The sequence below is a fragment of the Taylorella asinigenitalis MCE3 genome (genome assembly GCF_000226625.1).
Lineage (GTDB): Bacteria > Pseudomonadota > Gammaproteobacteria > Burkholderiales > Burkholderiaceae_B > Taylorella > Taylorella asinigenitalis.
The window spans coordinates 386,051-402,978 of record NC_016043.1 but is presented as its reverse complement, the minus strand read 5'-3'; the positions used below and the strand labels follow the sequence as shown (position 1 = coordinate 402,978).

The following is a 16,928-nucleotide window of genomic DNA, read 5'->3' as shown; positions in this document are numbered from 1 at the left end:
ATACTTTCCAAAATGACAACTACCATCTCATATACATTCACAGATGAAGCTCCGATGCTGGCCACTCATTCTTTTCTTCCAATCGTTAAAGCATTTACATCAGTTGCAGATATTAAAGTTGAGACAAAAGATATTTCATTGGCAGGCCGTATTCTTGCGGTTATGGGCGATTATTTAAAAGACGACCAAAAGACGGCCGATGCATTAGCTGAACTAGGCGAACTTGCAGGCAAGCCTGAGGCAAATATTATTAAACTTCCAAATATCTCGGCTTCCATTCCACAATTAAATGAAGCAATAGCAGAACTTCAAAAGCAAGGGTTTGCATTGCCAGATTATCCAGCTGAGCCTAAAAATGATGAAGAGAAAAAAATTAAATCTCTTTATGCTAAGGTATTGGGATCAGCCGTGAATCCAGTTCTTCGTGAGGGCAACTCTGATCGTCGTGCTCCTAAAGCGGTAAAAAATTATGCACGCAAAAACCCTCACTCTATGGGTATTTGGAATGCGGATTCTAAGACAAAAGTTCTTCATATGAATGAGGGAGACTTCTACGCGAGCGAAAAATCTTTGACCCTCGAGGAACCAAGCGATTTTGCGATTGTTCACGTTGCACACGATGGAACAAAAACTGAGCTACGCCCTAGTGCGAAGCTTGAAGCTGGGGAGGTTTTGGATTCTTCAGTTATGAGCATGGAAGCTCTGAAAGCATTTGTGCGTGAGGCTAAAGAAGAAGCGGCCCGTGAAGACGTGCTTTTCTCTGCTCACTTAAAAGCAACCATGATGAAAGTTTCAGATCCCATTATTTTCGGTGCAATAGTTGAAGTTTATTTTGCGGACGTATTCGAAAAATTTGCGGATGTTTTTGATGAGCTAGGAGTAAATCCAAATAACGGCTTAGGCGAACTATTTGCGAAAATCGAAGGCCATGCAAAAGAGGCAGTCATTAAAGCGGCTATCGAGGCGGCGATCGACGAAGGCCCAGACATTGCCATGGTAAATTCAGATAAAGGAATTACAAATTTACACGTGCCCTCAGATGTAATTGTGGATGCTTCCATGCCTGCAATGATTCGTAGCTCGGGCCAGATGTGGAACAAAGATGGAAAATTGCAAGATACCTTTGCGTTACTACCAGATAGAAGTTATGCGGAGTTATATAACGTCGTAATTGAGGATTGCAAACGCAACGGTGCCTTCGATCCAACCACGATGGGCTCTGTTCCAAATGTAGGACTTATGGCGAAGAAGGCCGAAGAATACGGCTCTCACGATAAGACATTCCAAGCTACGGCTGATGGCGTGATTCAGGCTGTGGACTCAAGCGGTCGTGTTTTGCTCGAGCAAGAGGTGCGCGCTGGCGATATTTATCGCATGTGTCAGACTAAGGATGCACCAATTAAGGACTGGGTAAAATTGGCGGTAAATCGTGCTCGACTTTCTGAGACACCTGTGGTGTTCTGGTTAGATGATGCACGAGCTCACGATCGTGAAATTATTGCGAAAGTGCGTAAATATTTGGCTGATCATGATACGACTGGTTTGCAGATTGAGGTTATGAGTCCTGTGAATGCTATGGAATTCTCTCTTGAGCGAATTCGTAAGGGCGAGGACACCATCTCCGCCACTGGCAATGTTCTCCGTGACTACCTAACTGATTTATTCCCAATCCTTGAGCTTGGTACATCCGCTAAGATGCTTTCAATTGTGCCGCTTATGAACGGTGGCGGACTTTTTGAAACTGGTGCTGGTGGCTCTGCTCCTAAACATATCGAGCAATTTATTGAGGAAGGCTATTTGCGTTGGGATTCGCTTGGGGAATTTCTTGCTTTGCAAGCATCGTTAGAGCATATCGCGAACACAAGCGATAATAAAAAAGCTCAGATTTTGGCAGATGCTTTAGACGAGGCTAATGCACAGTTTTTAGATAACAACCGTTCCCCAGGACGCAAATTAGGCACTATAGATAACCGTGGTTCGCATTATTATCTTGCGATGTATTGGGCTCAAGCTTTGGCAGATCAAACTGAAGATGCGGAAATAGCTTCTAAATTTTCTGAGATTGCTGCGAAATTGGCTTCTGCTGAAGAGCAGATAAATAAGGAATTAATCGGTGCACAAGGGTCTGCTCAGGACATCGGCGGTTACTATAAACCTGATCCTGAAAAAACTACTCGTGCGATGAGACCTTCAGAGACATTAAATCAAATTATCGACGCAATTTAGTTTGCGTTTTGGGGCCGTGCGGTGTGCGATGTGCAGTTTGCGTTGTGCAGTGTGCTTTGTGCGGCCCTTAATTCGTAGACGGATTATATTCAGGAATCCACTCTTTTAATTGCTTGCGCACCTCCTCATCCGTACGTGCATCACTTTCAGAAATCCATTCCTCAAACCGCTTAATCAATCCCTCTGCTGTAGGTACTGTTTTGGCAATGCGCAGTTTCCCATGGGATGTTGCTGATGTAGTTTCCTCATCTGCCATAAGCTCTTCGTAAAGTTTCTCGCCTGGCCTTAAGCCCGTGTACTCAATAGCAATTTGATCCTCAGTAAATCCAGATAGCCGAATCATATTTTTTGCTAAATCAACAATCCGCACAGGCTTACCCATATCAAGCACAAATACTTCACCGCCCTGCCCCATAGTCGCCGCCTGTATTACTAGTTGTGCAGCTTCTGGAATAGACATAAAGTACCGATTAATATCCGGATGCGTGACGGTTATAGGCCCACCTTTTTGGATTTGCTTTTGAAACTTAGGAATAACACTACCGGTAGACCCGAGAACATTGCCAAAGCGGACCATATTAAATGTAGTTGTTTGGCCATGAAATGTCTGCATGCGTTCAAGTAGCTTTTCAGCAAGGCGTTTCGTAGCACCCATCACATTAGTAGGATTGACGGCCTTATCGGTGGAAATGAGCACAAACCGACGAACCCCCGTCTCAACCGACACCTTCGCTAAATTATAAGTGCCGAAACTGTTATTGCGAATGGCTTCAAAAGCATTTGAAACTTCCATAAGAGGCACATGCTTATATGCTGCAGCATGGAACACAAGGCTTGGGCGATGCTGCTCAAAAATGGCCTTCATGCGTGCATAATTTTTTACATCCGCTGTCAAAGGAATAATCTGCGTCTCGCAGCAGTTATCGCTAAACCACTGCTCAATCGTGTAAAGGGCAAACTCCGAGAGCTCGACTAGAACTAGCTTTTGAGGCTTATACTTAGCAATCTGACGGCATAGCTCGCTGCCAATGGACCCACCCGCACCCGACACGAGCACACACTTATTAGAAATAAGCTCCGAAATATTCGCTGTATCAAGCTCAACAGCATCGCGGCCAAGTAGGTCCTCAATATTCACGGGCCTCATCGCATTAATTGCAACGCGCCCACTCATCAAATCCTCAAGATTTGGGACCGTAAACACAGCAGCACCCGCATTTAAAGCGATATTCGTGACATTTTGCATAACCTCATGAGCCGCCGATGGGATGGCAATGATTACGTGTTTCGCCCCATACTCTTTCAGAGATTGGGCAAGATCCTTAGTGCTTCCAACGACTCGTCTGCCAAGCAACTCTAGTCCCAGTTTGCGTTCATCATCATCAAGCAAGGCCACGACACGCCAAACGCTTGAGCGATCGAGTTCTCGCATAAGCATGATACCTGCCTCTCCAGCTCCAACAATGATTACGGGCTTAGCTTTTGAGTGTACGGTATGTTTACGTCTATCATTAATAGCTCGCCAAGCGAAACGAGCTCCACCCATAATAATAACTAGCAATAGTGGATATAGTACAAAGATGCTACGTGGAATCTCGGCTGAATTGTGGAAAATAAACGCTTTTATTGTTAGAAGAGATATAAGAGAAATTGCAGCGACTTGAATGGTACGATAAATATCATTTAGACTTGCAAATACCCATATTCCTCGATGCAAGCGAAGCAGCCTACAGGCTAGCAGTTGGACAAAGAGGAGAATAAAAAGCGGATAAGAAATGGGTTCATATAAACGAATCATTTCTAAATCGAAATTAAATCTCAGTGAATATGCCAGAATCCATGCTACTACAACAGCTGATAAATCAAATGCTGTGATTACGATAGACCTTGTTTTTAAATTAAGAATCATGAGAATCTAAGCCGATACGTAAGAAAATATTACGATTTTACTAAAGTTAATTTTATAATTAAACGTTTTATAGTTTACTATCCGCATGAGCAAAGCTATTCGTTATGACATTCAATTACTAAGAGCTGTGGCTGTAGTAGCCGTTATGCTCTTTCATATGGACCGCGAATTCCTGCCCGCTGGCTACTTAGGTGTCGATATATTCTTTACGATTTCAGGATTTGTAGTTACGCAAAGTCTGTTACATAGAATTAAGAAAGGAATGGCTGAAAATCCCCAATTTACTTGGAAGGACAAATTACGAATTTTTTGGGGATTTATGGTGAGTAGGGCTAAGAGGATATTGCCCGCTTACTACTTTGTATTGCTTGTTGTTACGGTCACAGCAATAATCGTATTTACGGAAACTGACTTTGGCTTTTATCGCAGAAGCTTACGTGATGCTTTGTATTTTAATAGCAATGTCTTTTTTCAAAATTTTGGTGATTATTTTGCACCTCAATCAACTGAACTCCCACTACTGCATACTTGGTCTCTTGCTGTAGAGATGAAATTCTATTTGCTTTTGCCACTAGTTTTTATGATAGCAGGACGCAAATGGAGTCCGTTTGTTTTAGGTTTAGTGTTTGTTGGACTCATGGCTCTAATTTCTTATCAAGAGGATACTAAATACTATTACTTATATTCGAGAATACCAGAGTTTTTGATAGGCGTGGGCATTGCCATAGTGGGCACTTGTAGATGGAATCGAGGGCTGCGATGGATGCTTGCTTTGGCAGGAATTGTTATTGTGTTCTGGTCTTTCTTTTTTATTAAAGAGAGTTCAATTCCTGGGATTTGGATGCTGCTGCCATGTGCGGCCACGGCACTTGTTATATGGGCTGATATTGGTTTAAGTCGTGGGCTTTTGGTCAGGGCTCTGAGTTATGTGGGTGATATTTCCTACTCATTATATTTGTGGCACTGGGCGGTGCTTGCATTTATACGATATATTTCTTCAAATTATGAACTAACAAGCGGATTGGTGCAGTTGTATTTTGGTCTGTCTGTTGGGCTTAGTATTCTTTCATATCACATAATCGAGCAACCTTTTAGAAAATTTAAAACGAATAAGATTTTGCTTGCATACTTGATTGTAATGCTTGGTATCTTGATTACACTTCTTAGCATAATCGGTAAAAATTTTAATAACACTCTAGTTAAACCACTTCCTATAGAATTAAGGCGTTATGCGGATCCTGATACGATATGTCATGATGCTATTGTTGGAGATTGTATTAGAGGTGACCAAAACTCATCTCACCGAATATTAGTTATAGGTGATTCGCACGCAGCTCAACTAAATAAAGCTTTTGATGAGATAGGCTTGCGTAAGGGAGTAGCATTTAAAGTACTAACAGCTAGTAACTGTATACCTATTGAGGGTTTTGATATAGAAAAAATTCCTGAATACTCCCAGGATGAGTGTTCCAAGAGAATTGATATTGTTAAAGAAGAAATAAACTCTCAATTTGACCAAATTATAATAGCAGGTTTTTGGAGTTATCAGCTAGACGAAGATTTTATAAAAACCTTTAAAGATTTTTTGCAAAGAGTTAATAATTCAGGAAAGAAGGTGATTTTGCTCGCTCAGACTCCTCTTTTCCCTTCAAACACAGAAAGAATCGATAGGTTTTTTGCTCTTAAACTCGATCCTAAAACTGATTTTCACAATAGTCACAAAGTAGCTAATACTAAGCTAAAAGCTTTAGTAGATTCTAATTTACAAAACATTTACGTTCTTGATTTTAGCGATGATGAGATGTTTAAAGACGCTCCTCATTATGGAAATAAACTTATTATCTTTGATGGCGAACATCTCAATGAGTTTGGTAGCTCTTTATATGGGAAAGTAATCGAGAATAAAATTCTAGAAATTTTTAGAGATAAAAAGTGACAAAATGGCTTGAGCTTATTCTTAAGGAGAGATATGGATTCGATGTAATTCTCGATGAAGTTAAGGACTCTTTGGAATTAAGTCTGCCCTCTAGTGATAAGAAAATTATCTTTACCCATCTAGACCCTGCATTCAAAAAATTTGGCATAAATGATTCTATCGGACTTGATTGGTGGTCCGCTTCCAGCGAGGGATTTGAGGGAGCGGTGGAGGATGCGTTAGCATTGCCAACCTCAATGGGATTTAAGGGACCTTTAGTATGCATTGAAGGGAATATTGCTTACGTAAGCTTCGATATTCTGGGACTTGCGTATTGGATGATGAATAGGCTGGAGGAATTCGGTGATGTGCCACGCGATAGGCACGGTCGATTTAAAGATGAGAATTGTCACGCAGTACGATATAACTATTATCTGCGACCTATAGTAGATGAATGGCTTGATATATTAAGACAAATCATGCTGCGAATGTGGCCAGGTCTTGAATTTAAGCGGCACGAGAGTTCATATTGTATTTCGCATGATATAGATCTTCCAAGTAAGTATGATTTTATAAATTGGAGGAATTTTGCAAAATCTTATGCGATTGCAGCTGCGAATGGGGGCTTTAGATTTCGGGAATTTTTGCGTCGTAATCCTCGCTCAAGCTGTAAATTAACTGCGGGCGATCCATTTAATACTTTTGATAATCTGATGGACCGTTCTGAGGAGCTTGGTACAAAAAGTGCCTTTTATTTTATATGTGGTGGACATAGCCTATATGATGCTACATATAAAATTGATGATCCAAAAATAAAGACTTTATTAAAACATATTCATAATCGCGGCCATGAAATTGGCTTACACGCAAGTTATAAAGCGACAGATATTGATGGTGCTATTGGGTGCGAATTTCAGAAGCTTCGTACAGTGTGCGATGAACTTGGCATTACGCAGGAGATTTGGGGCGAGCGTACTCACTATTTACGATGGAAGCAACCAGAAACTTTACGTGAGATTGAGTCAGCGGGATTGGATTATGATTCCTCTTTAGGTTATTTACGACACGTGGGTTTTAAATGCGGGACTGCTTTTGAATATCCAGCTTATGATGCGGTTCGAGGGCATGGGCATGATCGTGGGCGTGGACTCGGGCTTGAGCGTGGAGCGATTTTGAATTTGAGGCTTAGGCCGCTACATGTGATGGATTTGAATTTACACAAAGAGAGCGGAGGGAGTGAAATAGAGACCGTAATTACAAATTCTAAAATTGTGGGAGGGTTGGTAGGTATTTTGATTCATAATAATAATTTTAAGTTTAATGAATTGATTTTATGAATTTTAAAAATATGTTTCGAAACTTATCCTCTATCCCAGCTCAGCTAATTCTTAAAATTACACAGTTACTGGCATCCATTCAAGGTGGACCCAAGACATACTCATTTATATAAGAGATACAGGAATCAAATTTAACAGCTCTAGCTTCACTTTAGTACATTAGCTAGGGGACACCATTTCTCCCCTAAGGTGTTTACGTAAGGTAATTCTAGATAAATCAAGCTCTAATGTGGGCTTTTTAATTAAATGAATGTATTAAAGAAGTTTTTAATGATAAAAACTTTTCTTAATCTAACCTGAATAGAGAACTCTAAAATCGATTGTCTAACTAATTATTTGGGATAATTTTGAATTGTCGTTGACAAAACAGTACATCTAAATAAAAAGTTATAAATAGGGACAAAATACTTATTAATACAAAAAGATCAAGTTTGAAGGTTTCTGCAAAATACAAAGGATGAAATAAAAAACATTCCCATAAAAAGAGTAACTAAACCTCCCAAGAACATCTGGTTTGAAATTAAAAATATAGATAATGTACCTAAAAAATTCATTTCAAAGTTGCTATGTTTAACTTTTAAATATCTTAGGAAAACTAATAGTAGCAAACTAATATAGAGTATTGCACCGACTAATCCTCCCTCGACAAAAGATTCTAATACTAAATTATGAGGAGGGAATTTACTCTCTGGAGGGTCTGTATAACCTAAGGCTAATGGAAAATTTCCTAACCCTATTCCATATATAAAATGTTGATAAGATTTTAGAGGAATCATAATTGATGAGACAAACAGAATGCCTCTATAAGAAGAATCTTGTAATATGAACCTACCTAGTTTGGTAGGATACTCTAGAGACCCAAATTGAATAAAATCTTCATACAATTTATTTACATCAACTAGAGGTTTAAGTAAATTTATATTTTCTGGTGTTAACTTGACCGGATACGTATCTATAAAATCTTCAAAAGTATTAATTTTATCTGAATATAAGCGGGTTATCTGATCATTTCTACTAGTAATTATTGGATTTGATTGATTTTTACTAAGGGTTATTTTAGGACTAATTTGGTCTTTTCTAATATTTGAATACCTATCTATCGATACTGGACTAAACAAAATAGCTTCTATAAGAATAAATGACAAAATTGATAGAGTTATCTTAATAATAGATTTGAAATCCCTTAGCTTAAATATGTTGATTATAACTATTACTAATATAGATAAAACACTTGCTCTTCCCTGAGAATCCAACAATACTGCAAATGAGAGGAAAAACATAAAACTGTTTAATATTTTGTTTTTAGAATTGTTCGATACTATATTAGAAAAGTAATAAATTACTAAATAACTTATAAAGGCACTTACTTGCAGGTATATTTGATTTTCTTCATTAAATCGAAAACCGAAGCTAGGGTTATGGATTAAGAATTTTCCAAAAAAATAATTATCCTTAATTAGGTAAATGAATAAAAAATATGTAAGTAGTAAAACAATAAATTTCTTAATGTGATTAGTGTTAAATATTATCGAAAAAGCAAGGCAATTCAAAAATACAAATATATATAGTTTTGTATTACCATCTATGAAAAAATAAATTAGTTGTAATATTAATATTAGTAAACTAAACAAATAGATAGTTTGAATTAAAACTTGTATTTTTTTTAAAGCATTTAATGACAAAACAATAGAAACAAAACATAAAACAAGTCCAAATGCTGAATAAAAAAAATTGGAATTTTCTCTTAAATCGATAATACCGTTAAGTAACATCCAAATTACAAATAGAGAAAAAATGTATAAATATATCTTTCCATAATTCGATAATGCATAAAATCTCCACAACTTATCCTTAGTTTTTAATATTAAGAAAGAAGTAATTATCAGACTTATTGAACCAAGAAAACCCGTAAAAGCCATTCTAAATGAATCAGAAAAATAAAAGCTTACGGGATTTAACACAAAAATGTAGCTAATTGAGGCGCAAATAGAGGATATGTATAATAATTTGTTATTTGTAAAATATTTGTACATAATTAGTAGATTAATACTGCTAGTAATCAAGTTAAGGTAAATTCCTAAACTTAAATTAAGCAATTTAATTTAATAGTTTAAAGGTATAAATAAATGTATATATGTCCCCAATCTTTTAATCACAAAGGATAAGTAATAAGCTATTAAAAACTAAGATTTACAGTACAGGTGCAAAATTTTTAATTGGTGTACTTAATGAACCATAGCACAAATTGCAAAATACTATATATTCATATTAAGCCTATTAGATTACAAAGTGGAACAGTCATAATTAACGCGTGAAAATAGAAAAACTCAAGCAATATATTTTAAATTAATTTTTAAAATGCCTTTAAAATTACATAATTAATATAATTTTGGAATTGAGTTAATTACATTAATAACTTCTTTAAAATCTAAATTTAGAGCATCGAGATACCAGCGAATATTCTTATATCTAGGTTTATTTTCTTCTTTGACGAGTTTTAGAGCAACATCTCTTGAAAGTTGACCTTCTCTTATTTGATTGCTTCTAAAAGTATCATGCTCAGTAAATCCAGCAACTGTAAAATAAATATAGTTATAGAAAGCTGCTGTTCCATCCCCTATTCTCCAAGTAGTTGGAGTATCTACAGATAATTCCCAATCATATTCATTTATTAATGTATCGTTAACTTTTTCTTCTTCCCATCTCCAATAATCAAATATATGAAAGTAATCTTTTTTTTCTGTAAAACTTCTGTAGTATTCTCCAGATAATGTATCCCATAAAGAAGAATTAAAATAACCTAAATTTCTTGACATTACAAGAAATCTTTTCTTATGATATCTTATTTGTTTTCGGATTCCATGACTATAAACCCTTTTTTCTTCAAAATCGGGTGGAATTCCTAGGAATCCAGTTTTGAAATGTGTTACTTCAAGAGGATTAAACCCCCACAGATTTAAATTAATACCAGTTTGCTTTTTGATGACTTCCACGTACCTGAAGAAGTGTTTATCTCCAGCTGTTAACAAAGCGATCAAACCCAAATGAGGTGATTTCAACCAAACTTTCAGATTAGTTCGAATATGTTGTCTTTTCTTAGATATATCCGCAGCTACAATTATATTCTCCACACCCAATCTAGAACAAACCCTACTAATATTCCTTCTACCGAGATCAGTTACCATTCCCCAATCATAAGTATATGTGACTGGCTTCATTTTTAATTCTTTAACTATTAAATGCAGTGCATAACAACTATCTCTCCCACCTGAAAAAGGAACAATACAGTCAAGCTCATTACCAGGTCTTCTATAAGGTTCTACAAGTTCGAATAATTCAGATGTGGGTTTAGGAACATTTCTGAGTTTATAACTATGACAATAATTACAAACCCCATTTTCATCAAATTTGATGAAGGGCATTGTATGCGGAAGAATGCATCGAGTACATCGCTTCAAGTAAGGCTCTTCGTATTCAAGAAGTGCTTCTTCATGTGAATCATGCCGAAATTCAGGTATAAGATTTTCTTTGCGAAAATTATAATCACGAATTATCAATTCTTGATCACTGACAGGAATGTCAAAAACCTTACATACACCGTTGATTTGTTCTATATCATCTACATGCAATAAATCTAAAGCATACCGTTCTGAAGCAAAATAAATAGACTGATCTTTAATACCGTGGTATAAGCTCCCACAATTAGAGAACACTATCATCTTGCCTAGTTTTGGGATTGCCACAGCACAGGACATTGTGCCATCACAAATTTGGAATATTTTTTTGGGTATTTTCTCTAAAGAAATTTTCTCTTCCAGAAACTTATTGAAGAGTGCCAATATGATTTCAGAGTCAATTCTATATAGTCTAGTTAAACCTAGGTTATTCCAAATCTCTTCATGGTTCACTATAATGCCATTGTGAATTAATATTAAATCGTCTCTAATAATTGGTTGATTATCATTTAAGCCATTGGTTATTAATCTACTATGACCGAAAACTATTTCTGAATTAGTAAGATTAGACTTTCTCAATAATTTAACTATATCGAAATCGGCCCTCTCTATAATATAATTATTTGCTGAATCTAAGTATACTAAGCCACTAGAATCCCTGCCTCTTTGTCGAGAGTGCTGAATAAGTGTTTTTAAAGATTTAGTATTAACTGAATTGCTCGAGATTATTCCGAATATGCCACACATAAAGTAATTAACTAATTAGAAAAAAATTTAAATCCACTGGCTATTTTGTAGAAGCTATAAAGACTGAGAACATTATATATAGTTACCGTTAAGGAATACAAAATAAGTGCATCAAAGAATTTTAGATTAAAGACGTATGATAAACAAAAAACTATAACTAACAAAAAAAACAAAAAGAATTGTAACAAAAAATTCAATTTTTGCTTTCCCAAGGAAATCAAAGTAACCGAAAGAACACCGCTTACAAAATAACTATAGAACATAGGCGTCATAATATAAATTACTGTAGATAATTCAGCCCACTCTTCACCGAGTACTAATAATGTAAGTTCATCTAAAAATAAGATTTCAATTAATATAAATGGCAGAGGAATAAGTATCAAAAATTTAAATGTATTTATAAAAATAGATCTACATTCACCAAACTCTCTATACTTATTGGCCATTGGTTGCATTAATGATTTGTTTACAGAAGTTACCAATACATCCATTGGAACTAAAATTAGTTTTGTGGCCATTGTCACCAAACCTAAATTATAAGATTCATAAATAATTGCAAAAGCAAATATGTATAAATTGTTAGCAATAACATTTATAAAATTTGCTGGCACAACATATAGTGGGTAGAGTTTATATTCACGAAAAGTTTTAACAAGTAACTTAACTTTAATGGTAGTGGGTAATAATAAAAACCAATTATTACCCGAATCCATTCTTGATTTACAAAAAATATAACTATGAATATATGATGAGAATCTAGATAAACAATCTGAGAATATTAAGCCAATTTTTCCTGTATTTAGAAAGCCAAATCCCACCATACTTATAACATTTACTGTATTAGTTAAAATTTTATTTGTAGATAATACCCAAAATTTTTCATGTCTGTTTAACCAAAAGGCATAAATTTGGTTAAGAGACAAAAACAATATACCTATAAGAATAAATGTTAAAGTTTTAATACTATAAAGTTCAGAACTAATTAAATTAGGGCTAATCAATAGTAGAGCATATCCTACTGAAATAAGAGTAAAACACGATAGTAGCAATACTACTATTGATAACCTAAAAAGCAAATAGGCCTTCTTATTATTCTTTGGTAGAGGTATTGCCTGTTCGAATTTATTTGATGCAACGGATGTCCCGATTAATATCAAAGTAAAAATAACAGAAAATTGCCCAAAATCTGAAGGGGTATACAGTCTAGCAACAACTGGTGTAGCAAATAGTGGTAATAATTGTGATATTACATTGCCAAAAAAAAGTATGGAAATGTTTTTCTTTAAAGACATCTAATTTGAGTTAGGTTTAAATTTTTGAATAAAAATTTTAGGATTTACAGTAAATAATTAGCACATTTACATAATAAAAAAGACTATAAATCTTTCAAATACTGATCCATTTTCTTTGCTAACATTGAATATTCAAATTCATTTTCAGCTAATTTTCTAGCGTTGATTCCCATCTGTTTGATATCCTTATCTGGAAGGTTGTATAACTTAAAAATGGCATTTGATATATCAAGATTATTGACACTTGGAACCTCATAACCTGCAGCATACTTCTCAACGTAATCAAATTCTGGAGAATTAACTGCATACAACATAGGTTTTCCAGAAGCCAAATATTCGAAGTACTTTTGTAAAGATGTACCAAATTTATTTAATTGCACATCTGACATACAAAGAAAACAAACATCAAACGTTTTATACAAACTCGGTACTTTAGATTTTTCAACTGGATCCAAAAATGTAATATTTTCTAGCTTTCTTTTTCTAGCATCTTCTTCTATATTTATCTTACTTGGTCCGCTCCCAACAACTAAAAAATGAATATCTTCTATATTTTTAAGCATGTCAGCAACTTCTACAATTGATTCAACATTATTAGAAATGCCGATGGTACCTGCATAACCAACTATAAATTTATTTTTTGGAATATTGTTTAGGAAATTTGAATCTAATGGTTCTGGATTATCAAATTCTTCTTTATCAAATCCATTTGGTATCCATCTAAATTTAGATTTATCCATCCCCCTTGAAACCATATGTTTCCAAGAAAATTTTAGATTAGAGAAAACCAAATCAGATTTCTTATAAGCAAAATCTTCAACCCATTGTAATAATTTGATAAAAGGGTGATTTTTGCTAATTCCACCAATCTCAATTAAAGTTAATGGCCATATATCTCTAACTTCAAATATTAATTTAGAATTTAATTTTTTTGATAATGAATAAGCACCGAGAAAAGGTATAGGAGATGGAGAAGTTTGTAAAATAATATCGGGTTTTTGAAATTTATATTTATTTAATTTAGATATCTTATAAGCAAATTTAAACCATAAGTAGACCCTCTTCTTAGATCTAGCATCTTTGTACTTAGGCATGTTAAACCAAACAAAATTTAGACCCTCTACGTTTTGTACGTAATAGTCTCCATGAAAATTTGGCTTTCTTTTTAGTAAATGGTGATTGTTAGACGCAAAGATATAAACGGTATAACCTAATTTAACCAATTCTTTACCTAAATAATAACTACGACCTCCATAACCGAATTCTGGTGTAGAAGAATACTGATTAATTATCCAAAGTGTTTTTTTTGACATGTCTTGATAAGATTCTATAAAGTTAGTAGTAATAATTAATTTTTATTGAAATTTTTCTTAAATTGAGCAATCAAATATCTCTAGTTTAATAATGATAAATTAAGAAACCATATTCATAAACGTGCAAGTAAATTTTTATATATAAAAAATATTATATAAATATTGGTTGAATAATAAGAAAAAAAAGATTGAACAAAAAATGGGATTTACAGAGAAATTTTTTTAACCATTTAGTTAAGTGATACTTCTTAAAATATCGGAAAATTTAATTAATTCTTTGTATCCAATCCCAGGATGTACCAAAAACATTAAACTTGATTCTCCCAGTTTGAAAGCATTTTTTAATCTAGTAGCAGGTATAAAGTTAGTTAATTGGAAGGCTTTTTCTAAATAAACTTCCGAACATGAACCAGTAAAACAAGGAATCCCATTGTCATTAAAACTATTCAAAACTGAATCTCTAGTTATTTTCGATTCATCTTTAATAAAAACGTAAGCTTTATAGGCTGCATGCTCAATATGATTTGGTATATCAGGGACTCTTAGCCAATTTACTTTTTTTGCTTCATTCCAAATATACATCGCATTTTCTAATCTTTGTTTATGCCAGTCAGGCAAACGTTTGAGTTGAATTCTTCCGAGAACAGCTTGAATCTCAGTCATACGCCAATTGGTTCCAAAACTTTCATGTAGCCATCTAAAACCCGGAGGATGTTTTTTGTTATACACTGCATCATACGACTTGCCGTGGTCTTTATATGACCATATCTTCTTCCAAAGGTCTACATCATTGGTGGTTACCATTCCTCCCTCACCACCTGTTGACATTATTTTATCCTGACAGAATGACCAAGCACCAATATGACCTATAGATCCAACTGACTTACCCTTATATTTAGCACCATGCGCTTGAGCACAATCTTCTATAACAAATAAATTATGATCTTTTGCAAGTGCCATAATGCCGTCCATTTCACAGGGCCAGCCTGCCAAATGTACACACACGATAGCTTTAGTTTTAGTATTTATTAAAGGTTTAATAGTTTCGGGAGTAATATTCTGACTATCTAAATCTACATCGGCAAATATCGGGGTGGCACCAGAATTTATAATAGATGAGACGCTTGCTATGAATGTTCTTGATGTAACAATGACTTCATCACCTTTTCCTATACCAACAGCTAACATCGCAAGATCAAGTGCAACCGTGCCATTAGCTACAGCAACAGAGTATTTAGTGCCTACAAATTCAGCAAATTCTTTTTCAAATTCTCTACACTCCTGACCCGTCCAATAATTTACCTTATTGGACAAAAGAACTCTCTTAACAGCCTCACCCTCTTCTTCAGTGAAATTAGGCCAAGGAGGAAAATTATATTCAACCACTTTATTTCTCCAATATTCTTGCTGGATTTCCTACGACAGTTACACCATCTGGTACATCTTTAGTAACAATTGCTCCCATGCCTACTATGGCACCTTCACCTATAGTTAAACGCTTTGTAGAATTTCCTTGCTTAATTACAGCTCCACTACCTATATATGCATGTTTTTTTATGTGTACATTACCGTTACACTTTGCACCTGGAGCGAAAGTTACAAAATCTTCTATTACTGAATCATGTTCAACATAGCTATAAATGTTTGCATGAAAACTCTTTCCAATCTTTACGTTAGGGCCTATAAAAGTAAAAGGGCACAGTATATAAGATAATCCTAGTTCAACATCATCAGATATATGGGAAAATTCACCCCTAACAGAAATCAAATCAATGTTATTAGAAAGCAATTTTGATGTTATGGATTCTCTGATCTTACTATTTGCTATCGCAACAACTGCGGTTTTATCTGGATAATTTAGAGATATAAAGTGATCAAAATTAAGAGAATTCAATCCATTCACAACAACTCCGTTAATTTGATCATCAATAAAACAGATATGAGAATTAGAATATTGTTTTTTAACTAATGGGAGAATATCCCTTCCGAAACCTGAAGCCCCATATATACCAATAATGCTATCAATACTATTCATCAGGTGTTCCTCGGAACTTTTCAGTTGTGACATGACCTTGAGAACTTATTCCTTCAGATTTTAATACTTTCAAAAATGTTAAATATAAAATTTTTATATCTAAACTTAGTGAATAGTTATCGACATACCAAACATCAAATTTAAATTTTTCTTCCCAAGATATTGCATTTCGACCATTAACTTGAGCCCAACCAGTTATCCCTGGTCTAACTTCATGTCTTCTAGATTGAAATTCAGAATATAAAGGAATATATTCAATTAATAATGGTCGGGGGCCTACAAAGCTCATGTCCCCGATTAATACGTTAATTAACTGAGGCAATTCATCAAGAGATGTTTTTCTAACGAATTTTCCTATAACAGTTAGTCTTTTCTGATCTGGTAATAAGTTGCCTCGCTCATCAAAATCATCTCTCATAGTTTTGAATTTTAGAATTTTGAAAATTTTTTTATTTTTTCCGGGTCTTGACTGAATGAAAAATGGTTTCCCATTATTGGCAAAAAATAATAATATGGTTATAAATAGAATAACGGGTGAAGTGAATATTAAAAGAACTAAAGCTCCAATGATATCTAATATTCTTTTAGTAATAATTCTATACACAGTTTATCAAACTAAGCTATAACACTTGAAATTATTACTTCATTATAGCTATTAATCAATTTATATATTTACTTAACAAAATTTTGGCCTATGGA

General features: G+C 34.7%; 11 protein-coding genes. 3 read left to right on the top strand and 8 right to left on the bottom strand.

The features are described from left to right. The first annotated feature begins 12 nt into the window (after positions 1-12). Entirely contained in the window at positions 13-2,226 is a 2,214-nt protein-coding gene (locus TASI_RS01930; RefSeq protein WP_014111070.1) for an NADP-dependent isocitrate dehydrogenase, read from the top strand. 67 nt (positions 2,227-2,293) lie between these two features. On the opposite strand, the gene TASI_RS01925 is transcribed toward TASI_RS01930, so the two are convergent. After that, positions 2,294-4,135, bottom strand: a complete 1,842-nt coding sequence (locus tag TASI_RS01925; protein WP_044977944.1) for a polysaccharide biosynthesis protein — start codon at positions 4,133-4,135, stop codon at positions 2,294-2,296. Positions 4,136-4,220: 85 nt separating this feature from the next. On the opposite strand from TASI_RS01925, the gene TASI_RS01920 reads away from it, so the two are divergent. Together TASI_RS01920 and TASI_RS01915 are read left to right on the top strand one after the other, a co-directional pair. Beyond that, positions 4,221-6,071, top strand: coding sequence for an acyltransferase family protein (locus tag TASI_RS01920; protein WP_044977941.1), 1,851 nt, complete (start codon positions 4,221-4,223; stop codon positions 6,069-6,071). Further along, positions 6,068-7,387 carry a polysaccharide deacetylase family protein gene (locus tag TASI_RS01915; protein WP_014111067.1) on the top strand — a complete coding sequence of 440 codons (1,320 nt, stop codon included), beginning with the start codon at positions 6,068-6,070 and terminating at the stop codon, positions 7,385-7,387. The genes TASI_RS01920 and TASI_RS01915 overlap by 4 nt, the downstream gene beginning before the upstream one ends. A 425-nt stretch (positions 7,388-7,812) precedes the next feature. On the opposite strand, the gene TASI_RS01910 is transcribed toward TASI_RS01915, so the two are convergent. From TASI_RS01910 to TASI_RS01880, 7 genes are all read right to left on the bottom strand, one after another. After that, positions 7,813-9,306 carry an O-antigen ligase family protein gene (locus tag TASI_RS01910; protein ID WP_228359750.1) on the bottom strand — a complete coding sequence of 498 codons (1,494 nt, stop codon included), beginning with the start codon at positions 9,304-9,306 and terminating at the stop codon, positions 7,813-7,815. 459 nt (positions 9,307-9,765) lie between these two features. Further along, positions 9,766-11,421 (bottom strand): glucosamine 6-phosphate synthetase, encoded by a 1,656-nt coding sequence (locus tag TASI_RS01905; RefSeq protein WP_228359749.1) that lies wholly within the window; start codon positions 11,419-11,421, stop codon positions 9,766-9,768. A 179-nt stretch (positions 11,422-11,600) separates the two neighbouring features. Next, the gene (locus TASI_RS01900) at positions 11,601-12,881 is read right to left on the bottom strand and encodes a lipopolysaccharide biosynthesis protein (RefSeq protein WP_014111064.1); all 1,281 of its coding nucleotides are present in this window, start codon (positions 12,879-12,881) and stop codon (positions 11,601-11,603) included. An 83-nt stretch (positions 12,882-12,964) separates the two neighbouring features. Beyond that, positions 12,965-14,194: a glycosyltransferase family 4 protein gene (locus TASI_RS01895; protein ID WP_014111063.1), complete on the bottom strand. Its 1,230-nt coding sequence runs from the start codon at positions 14,192-14,194 to the stop codon at positions 12,965-12,967. 234 nt (positions 14,195-14,428) lie between these two features. After that, the gene (locus tag TASI_RS01890; protein WP_014111062.1) at positions 14,429-15,580 is read right to left on the bottom strand and encodes a DegT/DnrJ/EryC1/StrS aminotransferase family protein; all 1,152 of its coding nucleotides are present in this window, start codon (positions 15,578-15,580) and stop codon (positions 14,429-14,431) included. Between the two features lies 1 nt (position 15,581). Further along, the gene (locus TASI_RS01885; RefSeq protein WP_014111061.1) at positions 15,582-16,229 is read right to left on the bottom strand and encodes a NeuD/PglB/VioB family sugar acetyltransferase; all 648 of its coding nucleotides are present in this window, start codon (positions 16,227-16,229) and stop codon (positions 15,582-15,584) included. Then, positions 16,222-16,833, bottom strand: a complete 612-nt coding sequence (locus TASI_RS01880; protein WP_044977939.1) for a sugar transferase — start codon at positions 16,831-16,833, stop codon at positions 16,222-16,224. The genes TASI_RS01885 and TASI_RS01880 overlap by 8 nt, the downstream gene beginning before the upstream one ends. Positions 16,834-16,928 lie beyond the last annotated feature (95 nt).